This is a genomic window from Listeria sp. MAN/IMW/UF464 (assembly GCF_058683955.1).
In genome coordinates, this window is record NZ_JBZWZP010000001.1 from 498,975 (window position 1) to 518,770 (window position 19,796).

General features: G+C 38.4%; 25 protein-coding genes. 2 read left to right on the top strand and 23 right to left on the bottom strand.

Features of this window, described 5'->3' with window-relative positions:
• Positions 1 to 66: 66 nt before the first annotated feature.
• The 4 genes from AC4PG0_RS02485 to AC4PG0_RS02500 form a co-directional block, all read right to left on the bottom strand.
• Positions 67 to 936, bottom strand: coding sequence for a glucosaminidase domain-containing protein (locus AC4PG0_RS02485; protein ID WP_010990813.1), 870 nt, complete (start codon positions 934 to 936; stop codon positions 67 to 69).
• Between the two features lie 299 nt (positions 937 to 1,235).
• Positions 1,236 to 1,784 (bottom strand): DUF2812 domain-containing protein, encoded by a 549-nt coding sequence (locus tag AC4PG0_RS02490; protein ID WP_492167476.1) that lies wholly within the window; start codon positions 1,782 to 1,784, stop codon positions 1,236 to 1,238.
• Positions 1,785 to 1,786: 2 nt separating this feature from the next.
• The gene (locus AC4PG0_RS02495) at positions 1,787 to 2,098 is read right to left on the bottom strand and encodes a PadR family transcriptional regulator (protein WP_010990811.1); all 312 of its coding nucleotides are present in this window, start codon (positions 2,096 to 2,098) and stop codon (positions 1,787 to 1,789) included.
• Between the two features lie 30 nt (positions 2,099 to 2,128).
• Positions 2,129 to 2,659: an AAA family ATPase gene (locus AC4PG0_RS02500; RefSeq protein ID WP_492167475.1), complete on the bottom strand. Its 531-nt coding sequence runs from the start codon at positions 2,657 to 2,659 to the stop codon at positions 2,129 to 2,131.
• Between the two features lie 88 nt (positions 2,660 to 2,747).
• Between AC4PG0_RS02500 and AC4PG0_RS02505 the strand changes: the two genes are divergently transcribed.
• On the top strand, positions 2,748 to 3,197 hold the full coding sequence (locus tag AC4PG0_RS02505; protein WP_003761842.1) for a DMT family transporter: 450 nt from the start codon (positions 2,748 to 2,750) through the stop codon (positions 3,195 to 3,197).
• 14 nt (positions 3,198 to 3,211) lie between these two features.
• The gene (locus AC4PG0_RS02510; protein ID WP_003729724.1) at positions 3,212 to 3,679 is read left to right on the top strand and encodes a DMT family transporter; all 468 of its coding nucleotides are present in this window, start codon (positions 3,212 to 3,214) and stop codon (positions 3,677 to 3,679) included.
• 43 nt (positions 3,680 to 3,722) lie between these two features.
• Here AC4PG0_RS02510 and AC4PG0_RS02515 read toward each other — a convergent pair whose 3' ends face one another.
• The 19 genes from AC4PG0_RS02515 to AC4PG0_RS02605 all read right to left on the bottom strand — a co-directional run bounded on the left by AC4PG0_RS02515 (position 3,723) and on the right by AC4PG0_RS02605 (position 19,741).
• Positions 3,723 to 4,289: a cob(I)yrinic acid a,c-diamide adenosyltransferase gene (locus AC4PG0_RS02515; protein WP_003761841.1), complete on the bottom strand. Its 567-nt coding sequence runs from the start codon at positions 4,287 to 4,289 to the stop codon at positions 3,723 to 3,725.
• The gene (locus AC4PG0_RS02520; protein WP_492167474.1) at positions 4,253 to 5,788 is read right to left on the bottom strand and encodes a cobyric acid synthase; all 1,536 of its coding nucleotides are present in this window, start codon (positions 5,786 to 5,788) and stop codon (positions 4,253 to 4,255) included. The genes AC4PG0_RS02515 and AC4PG0_RS02520 overlap by 37 nt, the downstream gene beginning before the upstream one ends.
• Positions 5,788 to 6,594, bottom strand: coding sequence for an ATP-binding cassette domain-containing protein (locus AC4PG0_RS02525; protein WP_045554097.1), 807 nt, complete (start codon positions 6,592 to 6,594; stop codon positions 5,788 to 5,790). Before AC4PG0_RS02525 ends, AC4PG0_RS02520 begins: the two co-directional genes overlap by 1 nt.
• Positions 6,595 to 6,606: 12 nt before the next feature.
• A complete protein-coding gene (locus AC4PG0_RS02530; protein ID WP_003771501.1) occupies positions 6,607 to 7,284 on the bottom strand; it encodes an energy-coupling factor ABC transporter transmembrane protein in 678 nt (225 codons plus the stop codon).
• On the bottom strand, positions 7,271 to 7,567 hold the full coding sequence (locus tag AC4PG0_RS02535) for an energy-coupling factor ABC transporter substrate-binding protein (protein WP_003761837.1): 297 nt from the start codon (positions 7,565 to 7,567) through the stop codon (positions 7,271 to 7,273). The genes AC4PG0_RS02530 and AC4PG0_RS02535 overlap by 14 nt, the downstream gene beginning before the upstream one ends.
• Entirely contained in the window at positions 7,564 to 8,214 is a 651-nt protein-coding gene (locus tag AC4PG0_RS02540) for an energy-coupling factor ABC transporter permease (protein WP_010990808.1), read from the bottom strand. The genes AC4PG0_RS02535 and AC4PG0_RS02540 overlap by 4 nt, the downstream gene beginning before the upstream one ends.
• An 80-nt stretch (positions 8,215 to 8,294) precedes the next feature.
• A complete protein-coding gene (locus tag AC4PG0_RS02545) occupies positions 8,295 to 9,005 on the bottom strand; it encodes a cobalt-factor II C(20)-methyltransferase (RefSeq protein WP_003761835.1) in 711 nt (236 codons plus the stop codon).
• Entirely contained in the window at positions 8,998 to 9,783 is a 786-nt protein-coding gene (locus AC4PG0_RS02550) for a sirohydrochlorin cobaltochelatase (protein ID WP_203574045.1), read from the bottom strand. The genes AC4PG0_RS02545 and AC4PG0_RS02550 overlap by 8 nt, the downstream gene beginning before the upstream one ends.
• Entirely contained in the window at positions 9,780 to 11,261 is a 1,482-nt protein-coding gene (gene cobA, locus AC4PG0_RS02555; protein ID WP_492167473.1) for a uroporphyrinogen-III C-methyltransferase, read from the bottom strand. The genes AC4PG0_RS02550 and cobA overlap by 4 nt, the downstream gene beginning before the upstream one ends.
• Complete coding sequence (gene cobK, locus AC4PG0_RS02560; protein WP_070753283.1) at positions 11,261 to 12,013, bottom strand: precorrin-6A reductase; 753 nt, start codon at positions 12,011 to 12,013, stop codon at positions 11,261 to 11,263. The genes cobA and cobK overlap by 1 nt, the downstream gene beginning before the upstream one ends.
• Positions 12,010 to 12,735: a precorrin-3B C(17)-methyltransferase gene (cobJ, locus tag AC4PG0_RS02565; protein WP_003771493.1), complete on the bottom strand. Its 726-nt coding sequence runs from the start codon at positions 12,733 to 12,735 to the stop codon at positions 12,010 to 12,012. The genes cobK and cobJ overlap by 4 nt, the downstream gene beginning before the upstream one ends.
• Positions 12,732 to 13,763: a cobalt-precorrin 5A hydrolase gene (cbiG, locus tag AC4PG0_RS02570; RefSeq protein WP_003761827.1), complete on the bottom strand. Its 1,032-nt coding sequence runs from the start codon at positions 13,761 to 13,763 to the stop codon at positions 12,732 to 12,734. Before cbiG ends, cobJ begins: the two co-directional genes overlap by 4 nt.
• A complete protein-coding gene (locus AC4PG0_RS02575; protein WP_033838125.1) occupies positions 13,750 to 14,499 on the bottom strand; it encodes a cobalt-precorrin-4 methyltransferase in 750 nt (249 codons plus the stop codon). Before AC4PG0_RS02575 ends, cbiG begins: the two co-directional genes overlap by 14 nt.
• 5 nt (positions 14,500 to 14,504) lie before the next feature.
• Positions 14,505 to 15,074 carry a decarboxylating cobalt-precorrin-6B (C(15))-methyltransferase gene (locus AC4PG0_RS02580; RefSeq protein ID WP_003771484.1) on the bottom strand — a complete coding sequence of 190 codons (570 nt, stop codon included), beginning with the start codon at positions 15,072 to 15,074 and terminating at the stop codon, positions 14,505 to 14,507.
• A complete protein-coding gene (locus AC4PG0_RS02585) occupies positions 15,064 to 15,660 on the bottom strand; it encodes a cobalt-precorrin-7 (C(5))-methyltransferase (protein WP_003771482.1) in 597 nt (198 codons plus the stop codon). Before AC4PG0_RS02585 ends, AC4PG0_RS02580 begins: the two co-directional genes overlap by 11 nt.
• Positions 15,657 to 16,778 (bottom strand): cobalt-precorrin-5B (C(1))-methyltransferase CbiD, encoded by a 1,122-nt coding sequence (gene cbiD / locus AC4PG0_RS02590; protein ID WP_003771481.1) that lies wholly within the window; start codon positions 16,776 to 16,778, stop codon positions 15,657 to 15,659. Before cbiD ends, AC4PG0_RS02585 begins: the two co-directional genes overlap by 4 nt.
• A gap of 15 nt (positions 16,779 to 16,793) precedes the next feature.
• On the bottom strand, positions 16,794 to 17,426 hold the full coding sequence (locus AC4PG0_RS02595) for a cobalt-precorrin-8 methylmutase (protein WP_492167971.1): 633 nt from the start codon (positions 17,424 to 17,426) through the stop codon (positions 16,794 to 16,796).
• Positions 17,427 to 17,438: 12 nt separating this feature from the next.
• A complete protein-coding gene (gene cbiB, locus AC4PG0_RS02600; RefSeq protein WP_153648203.1) occupies positions 17,439 to 18,386 on the bottom strand; it encodes an adenosylcobinamide-phosphate synthase CbiB in 948 nt (315 codons plus the stop codon).
• On the bottom strand, positions 18,383 to 19,741 hold the full coding sequence (locus AC4PG0_RS02605; RefSeq protein WP_492167472.1) for a cobyrinic acid a,c-diamide synthase CobB: 1,359 nt from the start codon (positions 19,739 to 19,741) through the stop codon (positions 18,383 to 18,385). Before AC4PG0_RS02605 ends, cbiB begins: the two co-directional genes overlap by 4 nt.
• Between the last annotated feature and the right edge of the window lie 55 nt (positions 19,742 to 19,796).

Below are 19,796 nucleotides of genomic sequence, written 5' to 3' on the forward strand. Positions count from 1 at the left end.
AGAGCTTCAAAAGGACTTTTTGCCTATAAATAAGACAAGTCATTTTAGCTCTTTTTCGGTTATTTCTTATTTTTTATCAATTAATTCTTGTTTTACCCAACCAATTGGATCATTTTTCACGGAAATTTGATACCAAACGCCACTATCTGTCTTTGCTTCTCGTAAAAGTTTCAAATCTTCTCGTTTGTAGTAGTTAATTTCTTCTACTTTTTGCGCTCCAGATAGTCCATATGGCCTTGTCCAAATTGCTCCAGAAACGTCTTTTTTTACGTTGCCATAACCAGTTGATTTTGCATCGTAGTATATCTTATCATCTATACGATCATATAAAGCTAAGTCATATTTTTCGATAATATTGATTAACTTCTCTGCATAACCTGGATCGGTTGCATAGCCTGCTGTTTGTAATTCTTCTGCAGCTTTTTTATAATCATCGGCTTTGATCACGCCATTATATTTATCTTTATTCCAGGAAGTTCCTTTTAAAAAGAGTTCTGCGTGTGCTTCTAATGATTCATTCCAATCTTTGTATTTTCGGAAGTTGGCTTTGATTTCAATCCATTTTCCGTCTACAAATTCTTTTGTCGTCATGTTTACCATCGGTTGTGGAGCTTTGCCTTTTACACCAAACAAATTATTACCTTGTTGCGCTAAATCGCTTTGACCCCAGTTAGATTCAAGGATAGCTTGTGCTAAAGTAATACTCGTTAAAATGCCGTGTTCTGCTTGAATTTCTTGTGCGCGAGGAGAAAGTTCATTAAGAAAGTTCTGCTCTTTTGAATGGAATGCTGGGTCCGGTTTCGGTGCTGTCATAATTAAATATTGTTGTCTGACTACAGATGCTATGACACCTACTAGAATAATCAGCAGTAAAATCCCTGCTATCCCAATTAGCCTTTTTTGTTTTTTCTTTTTGGATAATTTTCTATACTTCAGATGTCGTCACGCCTTTCTGTCTCCGAATCCCTTGATGCTTTTAGAATACGTTAATTTGAACACAATTGCAATCCATCTAAATGTCTTTTAAGAAATCTTTAACATTTTATGATAAGGCAAAAAGTTAGTTATAGATTCAATTTAATTTTATTTGATAACATTTGTTCTTCGTTTTGTAACATTTGCCATCATTTAGTCATATAAGTTCAGGATTAAATGGGATGATTTTAAAAAAATGCGAGTTTCTTCTATTATTAAATGGTTTAGTTGACGCCATCATAATTATCTTACATTCTGTTTTATAGATTTTTGTTCGCAAATTTATTTATTTTCCTCGTTAATTGGATAAACATCTTTCCATACAACCCGATGAGAATAATAAATAGAATAAAAATGAAAATAGTAATTACTGGATAACTTCCTACATTATTTAGGAAGAATAAATCTAACAATAAAAGAATACTCATTAATATGCCAAAAATCGTCCAGCGTTTCCGAATACTTCTATATAAATGAATATATGATACTTCATCTGAGAATATCGTTTCACTTCCTGCCTCTTCGGCCTGTAGTTTTCGGAAATACATCCAATTACCGTTTAATACTGGATAGCAGAATACATTATCCCAACCAGCATCAGCAAAGAGTGCTTTATACGAGGCTTCGTCGCCTTGATTCACTTTATAATCAATGGCATAGCGATATTTGTTCGGTTCCCCTTTTTCAAAATGGTACCTAAAAGATTTATATTCTTTAAATAACCAGCCTTTTTGAGCCATATCGTTTAAATAGGCTTCTTCTTTTTCCATATTATCTACAGTAAAAAACTTTAAGACTTTTTTCTCCATGATTAAACCTCCCTCGAATTTCTATACAATTCTTCTATGCGTGTTTTTTCTAACTGCAAAACCTCGGCACCGATTTCTGTGATTTGATAGATTTTTCGGTTGCTCTCCTCTTGGATGATTTGGATTAAATTGTCTTTGTTCATTTTGGATAAACTACCGTAAATAGTTCCTGGTCCAAGTTTAATCCGCTCATTGGTCATTTGGGCAACATTTTCAATTATCGCGTAACCGTGCTTCGGTTTAACTAGCGAAAGTAATATGTAAAAGGCAGTTTCAGTCATGGGAAGATAGGTTTTTCGTAGTTTTTCATCCATAATTATATCGCACCTCGATGTATTTGATACTCATAATATATCACGGCTCGATATAATTTGCAATATTTTTTGTTGAATTTCATGAAACGCTAGATTTTCTTTAATAATTAACCATTTAGCTGGATGTTGATTTATTTTTTCGTTCACTAATGGTTTAGTCCTTTGATCAAATAAATCATCCCAGTAAAACATTTTCTTTAGCATGCTGAATCGGACTACGTAGTGCGCTTTTTCGATTCGTAGTAATTGTTTGAATTGGCGTTTTTTAAGCTGAGAGCGGATTTGTTTTTTAGGTAAATCAAGATAAATAATAATATCTGCTTGTGAAAAGCTCTCGTCTATCCATTCTTCTAAATGTACCCCTTCGATAATCCAGTTATCCTTCTGGAGAATTGCATTTAACTCGGCTATTTTTTCTGAATCGCTTCGTCTCACTTCCGTTTCTTCTCTTTTCCATACAATTCGGTCTGTTTCAAAAAAATCTATTTGTAGCCACTTGGAAACTTTTTTTGCTAAAGTGGTTTTGCCGCTTCCAACAGATCCGATTATTCGGATTTTCATAAAAACACCTCGCTTTAAATTAAATACTATCTTTTTACCCCTCTTTTATTTTATAATTATCTCATTGTGATAAAAGGGAGGGAAATTTTTGATTATATTATTTATTGTATCAGGTCTACTAGCGGGGATGGTATTACCCGTTCAAACAGCCATCAATACACGACTTAGTACATATACGAAATCACCGTTTTTAGCTTCGTGGGTTTCTTTTATGGTAGGGACGACTGTTTTACTTATTGTTTGTTTATTTACACAAAAATCATGGCCAATATCTTCAGAAATGATTGCCTCAAATCCTTGGTACATATGGGTTGGCGGTGGAACATTAGGCGTTATTTTCTTAACAGCTAATATTTTACTTTTACCACGACTTGGCTCTGCGTTGCTTGTAATGATTACGGTGTGTGGACAAATGATTATGGCTATTGTAATTGATAACTTTGGCTTATTTCAAGTTCCGATGCATGAGATTAACATCGAACGACTGCTTGGTGTTATTTTAATGTTCGGCGGCATTTACTTGATGCAACGATTTTAAAAGGAGGAGAAATCATGACAAAAAGATCATCCAAATCATTATTACTATTTATGGCAATGGGACTTGTTTCTGGACTACTTTCACCGATTCAAACATCGATTAATAGCCAACTTCGGCTCACTGTCGGTTCTCCTTTTGTAGCATCATTTATTTCCTTTTTAGTTGGGACCACGCTACTTACGCTTGTTTGTTTAATTGTGGAGCGTCGTTTGACTTTTCAGCTAAAAGGCGTCGGTCGAATTCCTTGGTGGGTATTCACTGGTGGCGCACTTGGAGTATTATTTGTAACTTCAAACATTTTACTTTTACCATTACTTGGCTCTGCTATGACAGTAGTTTTAGCACTTTGTGGGCAAATGATTATCGCACTTATTATTGATCATTTTGGTTTTTTCGGGGTTATTCCTCATCCAATTAACCGTTATCGAATGATTGGTGTTTTATTAATGCTAATTGGTGTATTTTTAATTCAACGCTTTTAATAAAGAAAACCTCTCCGGATGGAATGTCTGGAGAGGTTTTTTGTTATTTCTTTTTATTTCGAAAAACTAATTCGGAATTTTTGTAGAAAATATCGGTTTCGCCTGCGCGATAATTCACGACTCTGGCAACAGCGAAAAAGTAATCAGATAAGCGATTTACATATTTTAATACTTCTTGGTTAGTGGAGGCGATTTTTAGCATACCAACAATTTCTCGTTCTGCTCTTCTTGCCACTGTTCTAGCCATATGAAGTAAAGAAGCTGCTTGAGTACCTCCTGGCAAAATGAATTTTTCAATTTCAGGTGGTTCATCGGCATAAATATCAATGCGGTCTTCTAGCCAAGCAACTGGCTCAGCTGTCAGTTTATAATCGCGCTTCCCTTCTTCTGTTGCGAGGTCACCTCCTGCATCGAATAATTGTTGTTGGATTTGCTCAAGTTCCGCTTGGATTTCGGGCTCATTTCCAAGGGTTGTAATGGTATAACCGATAAGCGAATTGAGTTCGTCGAGTGTACCATATGCATTAATTCGTATATTATCTTTACTTACTTTGCTTCCCCCGATAATTCTTGTCATTCCTTTATCGCCGGTTTTTGTGTAGATACGCATATTTTTTCTCCTTTCATAATCTTTTCTAGTTGATCCATTTGAATATTTGCTTCTAAAAGAGCCGCTAGTTTATCATATTCCGTTTCTTTATGTTCTTTTAGTTTGATAATTTCATGTGGATAAATGGATTTGTTTTTTTGTGTTAGCAGTTCATTGAATAGATTGCCTAAGAAAATATCATTATCGAAAATACCGTGGATGTATGTGCCGATAATGTTTTTGTTCGCGGAGATGGCACCGTCCTCGTGTGTTTCTTGGTTACCGTTGACTGCTTTAATTTTACAAAACGGTTGAGTATTCTCGCCGCGCTTAGTTTGGCCCATATGGATTTCGTATCCTTCGACTGGTTCCGAAGAAAATGTCACGCCAGTAATTTGTGTAGTGCGTTTTTGGTCGAGAAAGATTGTTTCAGTATCTAATAAGCCAAGTCCCGCAATTTCTACTTTTTCGCTTTCTACTTGATTTGGGTCAAGCATTCTTTTACCGAGCATTTGGTAGCCACCGCAAATCCCAATTACTTTCCCGGCATTTTCGGCATAGTTTTGAATCGCTTTTTTCAGGTCTGATTGTTCGAGAAAAGCCATATCTTCCAGCGTGTTTTTACTGCCAGGAATAATGACTAAATCTGGATTCCCAAAATCAGCTAAATTTCGTATATAACGCACACTGATGTCAGGTTGAATTTCTAGAATATGAAAGTCTGTAAAATTAGAAATTCGAGGCAAGCAAATAATGGCAATATCAAGTAACGCCGAACTATCTAGAACGTAATTTTTCCCGCTGAGTGAAACACTATCTTCTTCTTCTAGTTGTAGGTTAGCATAAGGGATAACGCCAATGACAGGAACGTTTGTCAGCTCTTCTATCATCTCAATTCCTGGTTGTAAAAGGGCTACATCACCGCGAAATTTATTGATGATTACTCCTTTAAGCCGCGCACGTTCTTCTTCTTTTAAAAGCATAATCGTGCCATAAATCGAAGCAAACACGCCGCCTTTATCAATATCAGCAACTAACACGACAGGCGCGTCGACCATTTTAGCCATACCCATATTGACAATATCTCGGTCATTCAAATTGATTTCGGCTGGGCTTCCGGCGCCTTCTAATACAATAATATCATTTTCATCAGCTAAACTCTGATAAACTGCCTGAATTTTTGGGATAAGTGTTTGCTTAAAATCGTGATAAGAAACAGCATCCATATTATCTAAAATCGCTCCCATAAAAATCACTTGCGACTGACGATCATTGGTCGGTTTAAGTAATACGGGATTCATTCGAACATCTGGAAAAACCCCTGCTGCTTCGGCTTGGAAAACTTGCGCACGTCCCATTTCATCACCTGTTGCAGTAATAAAAGAATTGAGTGACATGTTTTGCGATTTAAAAGGCACAACTCGCTTGCCTTTATTTTTAAATAAGCGGCATAAACCTGCGACTATTACACTTTTCCCCGCATCGGAAGCAGTACCTTGAATCATTATTTGCTCTACCATTAATTAATCACCTTCCCCGTATGTGCGAAAAAATCGGCTTCTTTTTTGAAAAGTGGGTAGCCAGCTTGTTGGTGTAATTTGATTAGCCATGGCTGCACTAACCCTGCTTGTTCGATATGACTTTTCTCTAAGAAAACCTCGCTCGTCTCCCCACTTGTTAAAACTGTTCCGTCTTTTAACATATAGACATAATCGCAAATCTCATAAATCAAATCGATGTCATGACTTGAAATGAGAATCTTTTTTCCTTGTTTTGCAAGACGTTCGATAATTTCCATCATAATTTTTTTACCAATTGGATCGAGCCCCGCAGTTGGTTCATCAAGTAGTAACCAATCTGTATCAAGAACAAGCGCTCCGGCAATAGCGACACGTTTTTTTTGACCATAACTTAAATATTGGACAGGTTTATGTTGAAATTCTGTCGCACCAACAGTTTCTAGTACATTTGTTACTCGCGACTCCACTTCCATTTCACTAACACCTAGGTTTCTAAGTGCAAAAGCCACGTCATCACGTACATTAGAATAGAAAATTTGTTGATCGGGGTCTTGGAAAACAATGCTTACTTTTTTTCGTAAAGTAAATAAGGCTTTTTTATTGTAAGCAAGTGGTTTTCCTTCAAAATAAACTGTCCCCGAAGTTGGCCTATTAATGCCTAAAAGCTGCATAAAAAGGGTCGATTTCCCGGAGCCATTCGCACCAATAAGGCCAATAATATTGCCTTTATCTAAATCGATTGAAACATCCGTTAAGGCTTGTTTGCCATCTTCGTATTGGAATGAAATATGTTCTGTTTTAAGCAAATTGGCTTCCTCCTAGATATGAAATTCTCCTTGATATAGCTTCACATCAAGTGTTATAACCATTTCATTATATCTTTTCATTACGCGATTGAATAAAGTATTTACGAGCATTCCAAATGAACGATAGCTATTTTTTATGCCGTGATAACCGAAACGTAGGCTCTGCGCTTTTCGAATTGCCGCCGCTTCTTCTAAGAAAATAAAGATGAACCGATAAATTAAAATCGTTAGTTCAATAAGCACTTTTGGAATAAAAATTTGCTTCATCACTTTCGTTAATTGTACCACGGGAACAGTTAAGACGAAAAAGTATGTTGCCGCTAAGCAAGCAATACTCCGAAAAAAAACTTGAGTTGCTGTCGTTATCGTCACATCAGAAATACCAAGATAAAAACTTCCAATAGAGATTGAAGCAAGAAAACTACTTGGATCTTTTGAAATTGAAATAAGAATCGAAAGCAAACTAAATAGTAGAAATGAAAATGGTAAAAGGAGCCATTTCAAATATTGTTTAAAGTGGATTTTAACAACATAAAGCGTCAGTGGCACCATGCATAAAAATAGTATCGCTTGTATGAGCACGGGGCCAGTTAACGCGAGTATTAGAATCGCGACATAAAATAAAGCTTTTAATGATGGCGAAAAAGCTATCCACCGGTTTTGATAAGCATATTTATCAATGGTTAACATCGTTCTCAGCTTTCCGCTTGCCACGACTTACACCAATGACATACGCAATGATTCCTGTTCCGATGCAACCTTGAAGCGTAAATAATAAGCTTTCAATTTCGCCACTTTTTGGTTCATAAAGAGGTTCAAACCATGGTTCATAGCTTGGATCGATTTTAGTGATTTCTGCTTCAGCTTCTCCGTCTGATCCCCCGTACTCACCTGTTTTATTGAAGAAAAACGGGCTCACCATTAACAAAACTACTAATAAAATTAAAATGATATTAATATTGATTTTTTTCATCGTAATTGTGCCACCTTTTCTGGTAAATTTTTGCTAATAAGATTGTACATAACTACAGTGAGTAAGCCTTCTGCAATCGCGATTGGAACTTGAGTGACACAGAAAATTGCCATGAATTTTAAAATAGAAGCCATCATGCCTGATGCTGGATCTGGGAAAACGACTCCGAGCTGGACGCTGGTGGTTAAGTAGGTTGCCAGGTCAGCTGTCATTGCACATAAGAAAATCGAAACACTTTTATTACAGTTTAGTTTACGAGCTAGTTTATAGACGACAAAACCAACCATTGGACCGATAACAGCCATCGACATTGCGTTTGCACCAAGAGTAGTAATGCCGCCGTGTGCAAGTAGTAACGCTTGGAAAAGCAAGACAATCACGCCAAGTACACTGACAACGAGCGGACCGAACATAACAGTTGCAAGTCCAACACCTGTCGGATGAGAACAAGATCCTGTAACGGACGGGATTTTAAGTGCAGAAAGAACAAAGATAAAGGCTGCACATAATGCCAACAGTAATTTATTATTTTTATCTAAAGCGATTAATTTACGAATACGAATTAAACCAAGTACAAGGAATGGGATAAAGACAATTAGCCAAAAGACTGCCCATTTAACGGGTAAAAAGCCCTCCATGATATGCATTGCATGTGCGGATTCTGGGTTCGTTAAAGTAAAATAAATAACGCCGATTAAAACAAATGGTAGAAACTTCCATAATTTTTTCATTTATATTGCTCCCTTCTTTTTTTCACGATAATCGTAGTAAAATATGACATTTTTTCTTCTGGATTTATCTCGCCCATGCCGTAAGTGATTTTTTCTGTCGCCATGGCAACATCACTTACTACAACAGCTGCATCAAGCAAATTCAGTTTTTTTAGTAATGTCGTAAGAAGGGGTAAATTGCTTGCTGCTTTCATTAAGACAATAGTGTCAAATAATGTGAGCGCTTGTTCGATTTTTTCAGCTCCTGCTGTTACAGGGATTACAGCAAAACTTTCCTCGTCCATTACAAGAGGCAGTTCTAATTTAGAGGCGATATTTGAAAATGATGAAATCCCTGCGAGTGTAACTGTTTCAATTTCACCTTTTAAAAGTTCTAGCAAATAACTATAAGTGCTATAGACCATTGGATCGCCAAGGGTAATGAAACCAACATCATGTCCGTTTTGAACATCTGTTTTGATTTCTTCAGCAATTTCTTTCCAAGCTTGCATTTTCTCTGTTTTGTTGTAACTCATTGGAAAATGACGTTCTTTGATGATAAGCGTGTTTTTTAAATATGGGTTAACGATTTTTTTTGCTAAACTTTCTCCACCTTTTTTAGATTGGGGAGTATAGAGAATCGCTAATTTCCCCAGTCTATCAGCAGCTTCCATCGTAACTAGCTTGCTGTCACCTGGACCTGTGCCAATGCCGTAAAATTTAGCCACGCGTGTTCACCCTTTCTGTTGCTACTTTGATATGATCGATAAATTGAGCTTGAATAAGTGGGTTTTCGCCTAGCCCTTGCAAGTGGCACTCGGTTTCAATACCAGCTTGCTCTAATATGCTCTTCCAAGAATCTTCGTCATCTGAAGCCATATCATTTGTGGCATGATCTCCTGCAACAAGCATAAACGGCATCAAATGGGCTTTTTTGATCTTTGCCTGTTTTAATCGTTCAATCACTTGATCAAGGCCGGGATAACTTTCTACGGCACAAAGATAAATCGGTTCGTTTAAAAGCATGTGGTCTAAGCAAGCATATGCGCTGAAAGCATGGTGTTTGGAGCCGTGACCCATGAGAATCAATGCTTCATTTTCTTTCAAAGGAGGCATTTGGTGGCGAATGGCTTCAATGGCTTTTTCGTAATCTTCTTTTGAATCAAGTAATGGTTGACTAATGATGATTGAATCAAAATCCGCTTTAAATCTTTCCACTTGAGCTGTAATTTTTTCAAATTCACCGCCATTAATAATATGTAGAGATTGAATAATGACTTCTTTGTAACCTAATTCTTTTAGCTGGTTTAAAGCCTGACTTGGTGTGTTAATGTGCATGTTATCGCGGGTTTTTAGTTTTTTAATAATTTTGTTGGATGTAAAAGCACGAAATACAGTGTACTCAGGAAATTCTTGGGCCACTCTTTTTTCACAAGCTTCAATGGTTTTTTCTCTTGTTTCTGGATAACTAGTGCCAAAACTAACGACTAATATGGCTTTTTTCATTGTGGTACTCCTTCTAATTTTGTTTTTTGAATTAGTTCAATTAAGCTCTCTGGTGTAGCATTCTCAGCTTCTTCAAATTCATTAATGCCAAATGACTGCAAGGTTGCGCTTGTGAATCTTCCAATTGAGAGAATCGTTTTCGTTTGTAAAATCGCTTTTTCTTCGGTTGTTAGTACATCGAGTAGATTTTGGACTGAACGAGAACTGGAAAAGCACACTTGTTCAAAACTTTCGAGGTCAAATGGGCGCTCTGTCACTGGACGCATATCGTACAATGGCATCATTTCGGTTGTTTTCACTTCGGATAAAATTGCACTAACTTCTGCTGTATCAACAACACTACCGATAATTAAGTTGTTAGCATTTTTTTGAAAACGAGCTATATGCTCTAAAATTAGTTCTGTGCTCCGTCTTTTAATAAAACTATCTGGAATGATTCCTTTTTCACTAAATGCTTCTTTCGTTTGTTTTCCGATAGCGGTAAGATGGGTATTTTTTAGGGAACGAATATCCAACTCAAGTGTTGCTAGATAATCGAAAAAGCGCTCTACAGCCTCTTTTGAAGTGAAAAGAAGTTCGCTAGTTTCACATAATTCTGCTTTTGTTTTCGTTGGCAGAATATCCAGCACTTGAATATTTGGATACATCGTTACTTCTCCGCCTAAATCGCGAATTTTTTCAGCGAGCATACTTTTACCTGCGCGTGCTCTTGGAAGTAATACTTTTGTATGGAAAAGTGGCATTTCTTCAAAAAAGTTAAGCTGTGGACGTAAGCTCACTACATCACCAACTACGATAAGCGCAGGAGATGAAATACCAGATTCTGCTACTTTTTGTTCGATTGTTTGCAAAGTTCCTGTAACGGTTAATTGCTTACCACGCGATGCCCACTGTACAATTGCCACGCCTGTCTCCGGTTTTTGTCCATTTGCTAGTAGATTGGCGCAAATGTTAGGTAAGTTTGTCATTCCCATCAGAAAAACAAGGGTTCCTTCGAGTCTTGCAAGTGCTTCCCAATCTAGTGGATCGCGCCCTTTTTTCAAGTGACCTGTAATCACATGAAAACTAGAAGCAAAATCACGGTGCGTGACCGGAATTCCCGCATAAGCAAGCCCGCCAATAGCTGAAGTAATTCCTGGGATGACTTCAAAAGGAATACCTGCTTTATGAAGTGTTTCGCCTTCCTCGCCGCCGCGCCCAAATACGTACGGATCACCCGCTTTTAAACGAACAACTAGCTCATTTGTTGCTGCTTCTCTTACAAGAATTTGTTCGATTTCATCTTGCGGGATTGGATGATGAAGTGGTTCTTTTCCGACATAAATTAGTTTACAACTAGCTTTTCGTTCTTGGAGCATCGCTGGTTCAACGAGGCGATCATAGACTATAACATCCGCTTTTTGAAGTGCGGCTAATCCTTTTACTGTTAGAAGTTGTGCATCACCAGGACCTGCGCCAATTAACATGACTTTTCCCATTAGTAGACCTCCAATTGAGTTAAAATTTCTGGTAGTTCGGTTAAATGATTTATTTCGATTGGATAATTTAATTTTTTTCGGCGAATAACGATAACAGGAATATTTAATTCTGCTGCTGCCGTGAGTTTTTCTTGAAATCCGCCTTGTTTTCCACTTTCTTTAGTAATTAATACGTCCGCTTGTGTCATTTCTAGCTGTGTGCGGTTGGCTTCTTTAGTGAACGGACCTTTCATGCCAATTATTTGGTCGGCAACGAGCCCAAGTTCTTCTGCTGAACGAATCACATCAGACACTGGCAAAATACGAGCGATAATATGTTGTTTTTCCAGCCCTGCCACAAATTCAGGTAAATTTTTGCTACCTGTTGTAAGAAAAATTCGTTGACCAAGTTTTGCAGCAACTTTACATGCTTCGTTAATATCATCTACTAAATAAGTATTGTCGGTTTGTTCGCTTGTTCGCTCAAAGCGGATGTATGGAATGCCCGCTTCTTTACATGCTTCCATGGCCGTTTCAGAAACGATTGTTGCAAAGGGATGGGTGGCATCAATAACGAGCTTTATTTGCTCTAACTGCCATTTTGCGAGCATTGCTTCTTTGGCTAATCGACCGCAAAACACCTTTTCCGCATGTTGCTTAGCTAAAGTTTCACCGTAATCTGTTGCTACTGAAAGAATAAATGGCCGTTTTGTTTCCGTTAACCAGTCACTAATTAACAAGCTATCAGAAGTTCCTCCAAGCACGAAAATCATAAAGAGTATCCTCTAGGTGTAATCATTTTGCCGTTTTTTACGTATGTTTCTTTGTTTCCGACAATAACCATCGTTGTCATGTCCACTAATTCATAGTCAATATCTTCCATTGTCGTAATGATTTTTCGTTCTTCTTTTCGACCGACATCTTTAACAATTCCAACGACAGTCTTTGGTGATTTGTGTTCCATCATCTTTTGAAAAGCATTGGCTAAATGATTGGCGCGCCCTTTACTTCTCGGATTGTAAAAACAGACAACAAAATCGGCCATCGCAGCATGTGTTAAACGCTTTTCGATTACTTCCCACGGTGTCATTAAATCACTTAAGCTAATATGGCAAAAATCGTGCATAATTGGCGCCCCGAGAACGGCTGCTGCCCCTATACTAGCTGTAATTCCTGGGATTACTTTAACTTCTAGCTCTGGGTTGCTTTTTTCGGCTAGTTCTAAAACCAATCCAGCCATTCCGTATATACCAGCATCTCCGCTTGAAACGACGGCTACTTTTTTTCCTGTTAATGCGATATTTACAGCTTCCTGGCAGCGATCGATTTCACGGCGCATCCCCGTTTTCACTACTTCTTTATCTTTAATTAATTCTTTGATTAGTTTGATATATGTTACATAGCCAACGATTACATCTGCGTCCGCAATTGCTTGCAGGGCTTCACCTGTCATTAATCGTTTATCTCCTGGGCCAATTCCGATTACATAAATCATTTTGCCACCTCATTATTTTTAATTAGTTTTCCTGCTGCGAATGTCACGCCATTTTCGGCAAATCGTTTCGTAATGACGTTTCCATTACTACCAATATCTGCTGATGATAAAGCGACATTTCCAACTTTTACGGTTTTTAGAACAAATTCTGACGTTGGATATTTTTCAGCTACCGTTTGTAATTCTTCTGCGGAATGAACAATAAAATGAATGTTCCACTTTTTCGCTAATTGCAAAATGGCTGGTTCTTCTGCTTTCAATGTAATGCTATGGATTTCACGAAAAGCGCGCGGATGTATGTTTTCTTGTTCACAAAAATGGGTGAAAACTTCCTCCATTGTTTTCGCTGAAACGCCTTTTCGACATCCAATACCAAGCACGAACTTCCTTGGTACTAGCTGAATTCTTTCTATTTTTGTATCTGGTAAATTGTATTTGGTCGAAATGAAAATTTGTGGACTAATTTCTTTATTTGTAAAACCTCGTGAATCTACTTCAAATGGCTCATCTATGTGCAAACTGACTTCTTTTCCAGCAGCGAGCAAGCCATTAATGCGTTTAGTCGTCGCTTTAAAATCGGGTAAATATCCGTCGATTTCTTTGGCGATATTATCAATTGCTGCCACATTTGCACGATCAGTAGCGGTTGTAATTACTGCGGCACCACCAGTAATTGCAGCAATTTGCTCCGTTAACTCATTTGCTCCACCAACATGTCCGGAGAGTAAGCTGATAATAAACTGACCATATTCATCCATTACAATTACTGCCGGATCCGATAGTTTATCTTGAATGACTGGAGCAAGCGTCCGCACCGCAATACCTGTTGCCATAATACAAATTAATGCCTGATGCGTCGTGAACATTTCACGCATTGCTGTACCAAAATTAGGCGTTAAAACAACAGTCTGTTCATTCTTGTGCTTTTCTGGGACAAAGACCGTTCCTGGTACTGTTTTTGTTAATGAAAGTGCTAAATCGCGCCCTCGTTCAGTAACTGCGATAATGGCAATTTTATCTGTATTCATGTTTGAAATCCTTATCATATAGCTTAGAATAATAAAACTCTTCGCCGAGAAAATCACCAACCATGATTAGGGCCGTTTTAGTAATTCCTGCTTCTGCCACTTTTTCAGCGATGTCTTTAAGTGTGCCAGTTACTTTTTTCTCTTCTGCCCAAGTTGCTTTATAAATAACAGCTGCTGGAGTTTCTGGTTTATAGCCACCTTTGATAAGTTCTGAGACTACTTTTCTGATACCTTGAACAGATAAGAAAATAACCATGGACGTTTGGTGCGCTGCGTAAGATCTGAGTGACTCACGTGATGGCACCGGCGTTCTTCCAGCCATTCGAGTAATAATCACACTTTGACTAACTTCGGGAACCGTATATTCAACGCCAAAACTACTAGCCGCGCCAAGAAATGAACTTACACCTGGCGTACACGTAAATGGAATCGAACGTTTTTTCATTTCCTCCACTTGTTCACGGATTGAGCCGTAAATAGAGAAGTCTCCTGTTTGCAGACGAACAACTTCTTTTCCAGCTGTTACACCCGCTTCCATGCAGTCAATAATTTCTATTAAGTTCATACTGGCACTATTATGGATTTCGCAGTCCGGTTTACAGTATTCTAGCAATTCCGGATTTACAAGTGAGCCAGCGTATATAACGACATCTGCTTTTTTTAATAATTGGTATCCTTTTAGTGTGATTAATTCTTTATCTCCTGGTCCTGCTCCGACGAAATGTACTTCTGCCATTTTCTTCACTCCTCTAGTTTTTTACAGCCAATAATGACGGTTGGGTTCTGTGGTTCAAAATAATGTCCAGCTCCGAGTTTATGCCAATTTGAAACTTGAATTTGCTTCATTGTCAATTCACTCACTGGTAATTTTTCTAAATGGTTCATTGCTTGTAAGGCATTTTCTAATAAAATAAAATTAAGTACCAAGCGACCGCCTAGTTTCAAATGAACCAACGACCAGTCGATAATATCGGTTAAATTCCCACCACTACCACCAATAAAAATGGCATCAAATTTCTCTTCCTGAGGTAATTCGATTGGTGCATATGCTTCGATGACTGCAACATTTTCTACGCCGAATTTGGCTTGGTTTTGTTTAATTAAGTCCACCGCATCTTTATTTCGTTCAATTGCGGTAACTTTGATGTGTGGAAAATTATAAGCTACTTGAAGTCCAACGCTTCCAGTTCCAGCGCCAACATCTAGCAGTTTTTTACTTGTATTATCTAATCCGAGTAAATCAATACTTATTGCTCTCACTTCGCTTTTTGTCATCGGAACTTTTCCGCGAATAAATACGTCATCTTTCATCGACAATCACCACAACATTCATATCGTATTTTTTTTCAACTTCCTCTGGTCTTAGCTTATGAATTCGTTCTTCTGTTGAACTTAAATTTTCACCGATAAACATGATTTTTTTTAGATTTCGTTTTGAGATTTCAGCAGCTATTTCGTATGGTCCAATAATGGAATCTGTTACCATTGCGACTTTTTCATGTTGGAGCAAAAAATCGAAATTTGGTGTTTTACCATGGCTGCTCGTTATAAAACAATCATTCATCGGCAGCTTGATTTGGTGAAACATCATCTGGATTGCACTGATTCCCGGGATAATATGAATATCTTCTGAAAAATTCGTCATCGCCCAGTTGCCAATCCCGTAGAGCAGTGGATCGCCTGATGCTAAAATCACGACGTTTTTATTTTGATGAGGAATATTTTTTAAATCTGCTAATTTTTTCGGTAACAATAGGCACGTTGCAGTTGTTAATTCAGCTATTTCTTGTAATTGTCTTTTCGATCCATACACTGAATCTGCTGAAGATAAAGCTTGTCTTGCTGCGTTTATTAGCAAATTCGTATCTCCTGGTCCGATTCCAACCACTGTAATCATCGCCATTCCTCCCGCAATACTTCTATGTCTTTCGTTGCAGCAAGTAAACCTCGTTCAGTTGAAAATGTAACGACATCAATTTCCACACTTGGCTTAGTGAATTTCAAGAAGCGTTCTGACCTTGCTTTGATTTTTTGTGCGATTACCTCATAAACTTGAGTGAAACCAGCTGCTTCAATTAATTCGCCTGCCGCTTCTGTCGTATTGCACTTCTCCACTTCTTGTAAAAGTGATAATGGTGCACCGAGTAAAGCCAAGTTAGCCACCAAGATTTCTGCCCGCGCATCCGCATCTTTGCTATAGGTCGTAAAAATACCAGCTGAAACCTTCACTAATTTGCCAAAATGCCCAACCATCAATACTTTCTTAAATGCGAGCCGTTGAGTTTCTTTCAACATGTAGCCAACGAAATTACTCATGGAAACGATGTTATCACTCGCAAAACCAAGCGTATTTTGAACAAAATCATCGCCGTAATTGCCGGGAACAAGAATAATTTGGTCCAGTCCTTGGTTCCGTTTCATTTCGAGCTCCATTGATAATGATTTTTTCCAGCCTTCATCCGACATTGGCGTGACAATTCCTGTCGTTCCTAAAATGGAAATCCCACCGATAATACCGAGGTTGCTATTCATTGTTCGTTTCGCGCGTTCTTCCCCTTCAGGAGCATATACTAAAATGGTTGCGCCACGATTTTCGCCAAGTGATTCGCGCACTGTAGCTAGAATATTTTTCCTTGGGGCTGGATTAATTGCCGCTTCACCCACTTCAACCGAAATACCTTTTTGTGTTGCGCGACCAATTCCAACGCCACCATCTAAAGTTACTTCCGGACTATCTGTTAATTCGACATCAACAAAAATCCACATGCCGTGTGTCGCATCAATATCATCGCCGCCATCTTTTTGAACAGCTGCAGTTGCCTTTTTTTCAGAAAACTGTTGATAGGCAACTGGGATTTCAAGAATAGTTCCACCTGTTGTCGTGACTTTTACCGCGTTCACTTCTTCTTGGTTTTCTATCATTTCGACACACGCTTTAGCCGCGGCAGCTGCACACGTTCCAGTTGTATAGCCTTTACGATATTTTTTGCCATTATAATAAATAAAATCTTCCACTGCTCGTCGCCTTCTTTACATCGTAATCAAGATTGCATTAATGATTGCCGCGGCAAGGTTACTACCGCCTTTTCTACCACGAGCGACAATTGCTGGAATGTCGGTTTCAAGAATTTCTTCTTTGCATTCAGCTGCCCCGACAAATCCGACAGGCACTGCAACGACCGCATCTGCTTGTAATTGCCCGCTTTCCGTCATTTCGATAATTTTATAAACCGCAGTTGGCGCGTTCCCTAGGACAAATATTTTCGGTCCATCTTTTAAAGAAGCAAGTTTAATTCCGGCCATTGAGCGCGTGATGCCATGCTGTTTGGCAATTTCGATCGTTTCTGGATCACTCACATAACAGTGATAACTACAGCCAAGTTCATCTAACAGCCGTTTATTAATACCACTAAGCGCCATATTAGTATCTGTAAAAATGGTTCCTTTATTTTTAAGAACATGAATAATTTTTTGGATAACGTCTTTTTGAAAAACGAGGCTATCCAAGTAATCAAAATCTGCTGTCGTATGTATCGCACGTTTGATAATGGCTTCCTCTAGTTTGTTTTGAAATGTATAATCTGGTCGAATATCGTCAATAATTTGTTGAATGATTTCAAAACTTTTCTCTTCAATTTTGGCTGGATTTTTAATGTAGTTCATTGTGCCACTCCTTTAAAATAGTATTAAATGTATACTGATAAAAATTAGAAAAGCAATAATGGAAGCTGTGTATAGTAAGTGAATTGTTTGACTGATTTCTTTTTGTGTAACGGCTTTTGTTCCACTGCCGATGGTTGGTTTAACAACTGTCTCGCCGAAATATTCATGGGTGCCACCAAGTGTTATCCCAAGCGCTCCTGCTACCGCGCCTTCTGGATATGCGCAATTGGGACTTGTATGATTTTTCCGGTCACGAAGCCCTATCCGCCATGCAGTGCGTCCATCATACTTCAAAATAAAACTCGCAATCACAAGGAAAAACCAAGATAGCCTTGCTGGAATGAAATTGGCCAAATCATCCATTTTTGCGGAAACAAAACCAATGGCGCGATATTTTTCATTTTTATAACCGACCATCGAATCAAGTGTGTTCACCGCTTTATACATCAGGGCTAGTACAGGACCTCCAATGAATAAGTAAAATAATGGTGCTATAACGCCATCTGCTGTGTTTTCCGCCACGGTTTCAATGGTGGCTTTACTAATTTGTTCTGCCGTAAGCTTATCTGTATCCCGACCAACTATCATCCCAACTTGTACTCTAGCCGCTTCTAAATCACCATCCGCTAGTGTTCGCTGAATTTTCCGCGCCTCCTTCGCAAGGCAAGTCATCGCAAGTGTCGTATACCCTAAGTAAATAAACAGCGCCGCATAAAGCCAAAAAGCAATTTTTGCACTAATATAAAGGATGAGCCACGAAATAATTCCCGTCATTCCAACTGTAAGAATGAATAACAACCCTCCAGCAAAATACAGTGATTTATCATGAAAAATTTTCCGCAAAGCGTTCGTTAATAATTGAATAAAGTTACCAATTACCTTGATAGGATGAGGCCAGCTGTAAGGGTCACCTAGTATGAAATCTAAAATAAACGATATGGTATAAAAGAGTACGCTCATCTCTTTCCAGCTCCAAACATCTGCATTAAAATGGCCGGATTTTGGTAGAAGTGGATATGGAGATAACTGGCAAAAGTATTGCCTTTTTGATAACCACCACGCCACTCTTTGACTATTTCACCATCACGTTTTTTTGAAAGTTTCATACAAGCTGTTTCAGTCGTTTCAAAAACAGAATGATGAAATTCATGCCCGCGAATCGACATCCCTTTTTTGCCGATTAACGTTTCTTCTAAAGGTTCTGCGATACAGTAGCCGAATTTCCGCAGCCTTGTTGTCATCTTACTAATACCGTTAAAAACTCCCACCATTTCATACTGTTTTCCTTCCATTTCTAAACTCGAACCAAGGTACATCAACCCACCACATTCGGCGTAAATTGGAATGCTTTTTTCGTGCGCAGCCAAAATTGACTTCCGCATAGATCTGTTGTCATTAAGCTGCTTGGCAAAAATTTCTGGAAAACCGCCGCCAATATAGATGAAATCTGCTTCCGGAACCTCGTTATCCTCAAGCGGGCTAAATGGAATTAACTCTGCCCCAGTCAAACGAATCAGATCCAAGTTATCTTGATAATAAAAGTGAAATGCTGCATCTAGCGCATAAGCGACACGAAGCCCAGAAAAATCTGCTACTTTCATTTGCGCTTTAGAAGTAGATAAGTTCTCACTAGATTTGCTTATTTCGAGTAATTTGTCTAAATCCACATGCGTGGTAATGAGGTCAGAAAGTAGCTCCCATTTTGCTTCGAGCTCAGTCATTTCTTCTTGTGGTACTAATCCTAGATGCCGTTCTGGAAGTGCCACTGCCGCATTTTTTGGCAAGTAACCTAACACTGGTACATCCGTATAACGCTCAATCGCCCCTTTGATTAAAGTAAAATGGTTTTCTGAGGCAACTCGATTAATAATGACGCCAGCAATTTTAAGTTCCGGATCAAAACGATTGAATCCGTCAACAATCGCCGCTGCTGAAGTCGAAATAGCTTTTCCATCCACAACTAAAATGACTGGTGTCTTTGTGCATTTGGCAATAAAGGAAGTACTGGCATTATCGCGATCAGTCCCAAGCCCATCAAATAATCCCATCACCCCTTCAATGACCGAAATATCAGCAGACTCCCCGTGCTTTTGAAAAAGGGACGCTAGCATCTCGTCATCATCAATGAGAAAACTATCTAAATTAATGGAAGCAACACCTGTAATTGCTTGATGATAGTTCGTATCAATATAATCTGGTCCTACTTTAAATGGCTGAACCGCGAAGCCTCTTTTTTTCAAAGCTTGCATAATTCCGAGGGTTACGGTTGTTTTTCCTGCACCACTTGATGCGGCTGCAATTAAGATTTTGTTCATCTTTTTTCACCTTTCGCTTTAGCCATAAAAAAAGACGCCAAACAGAACTTTGGCG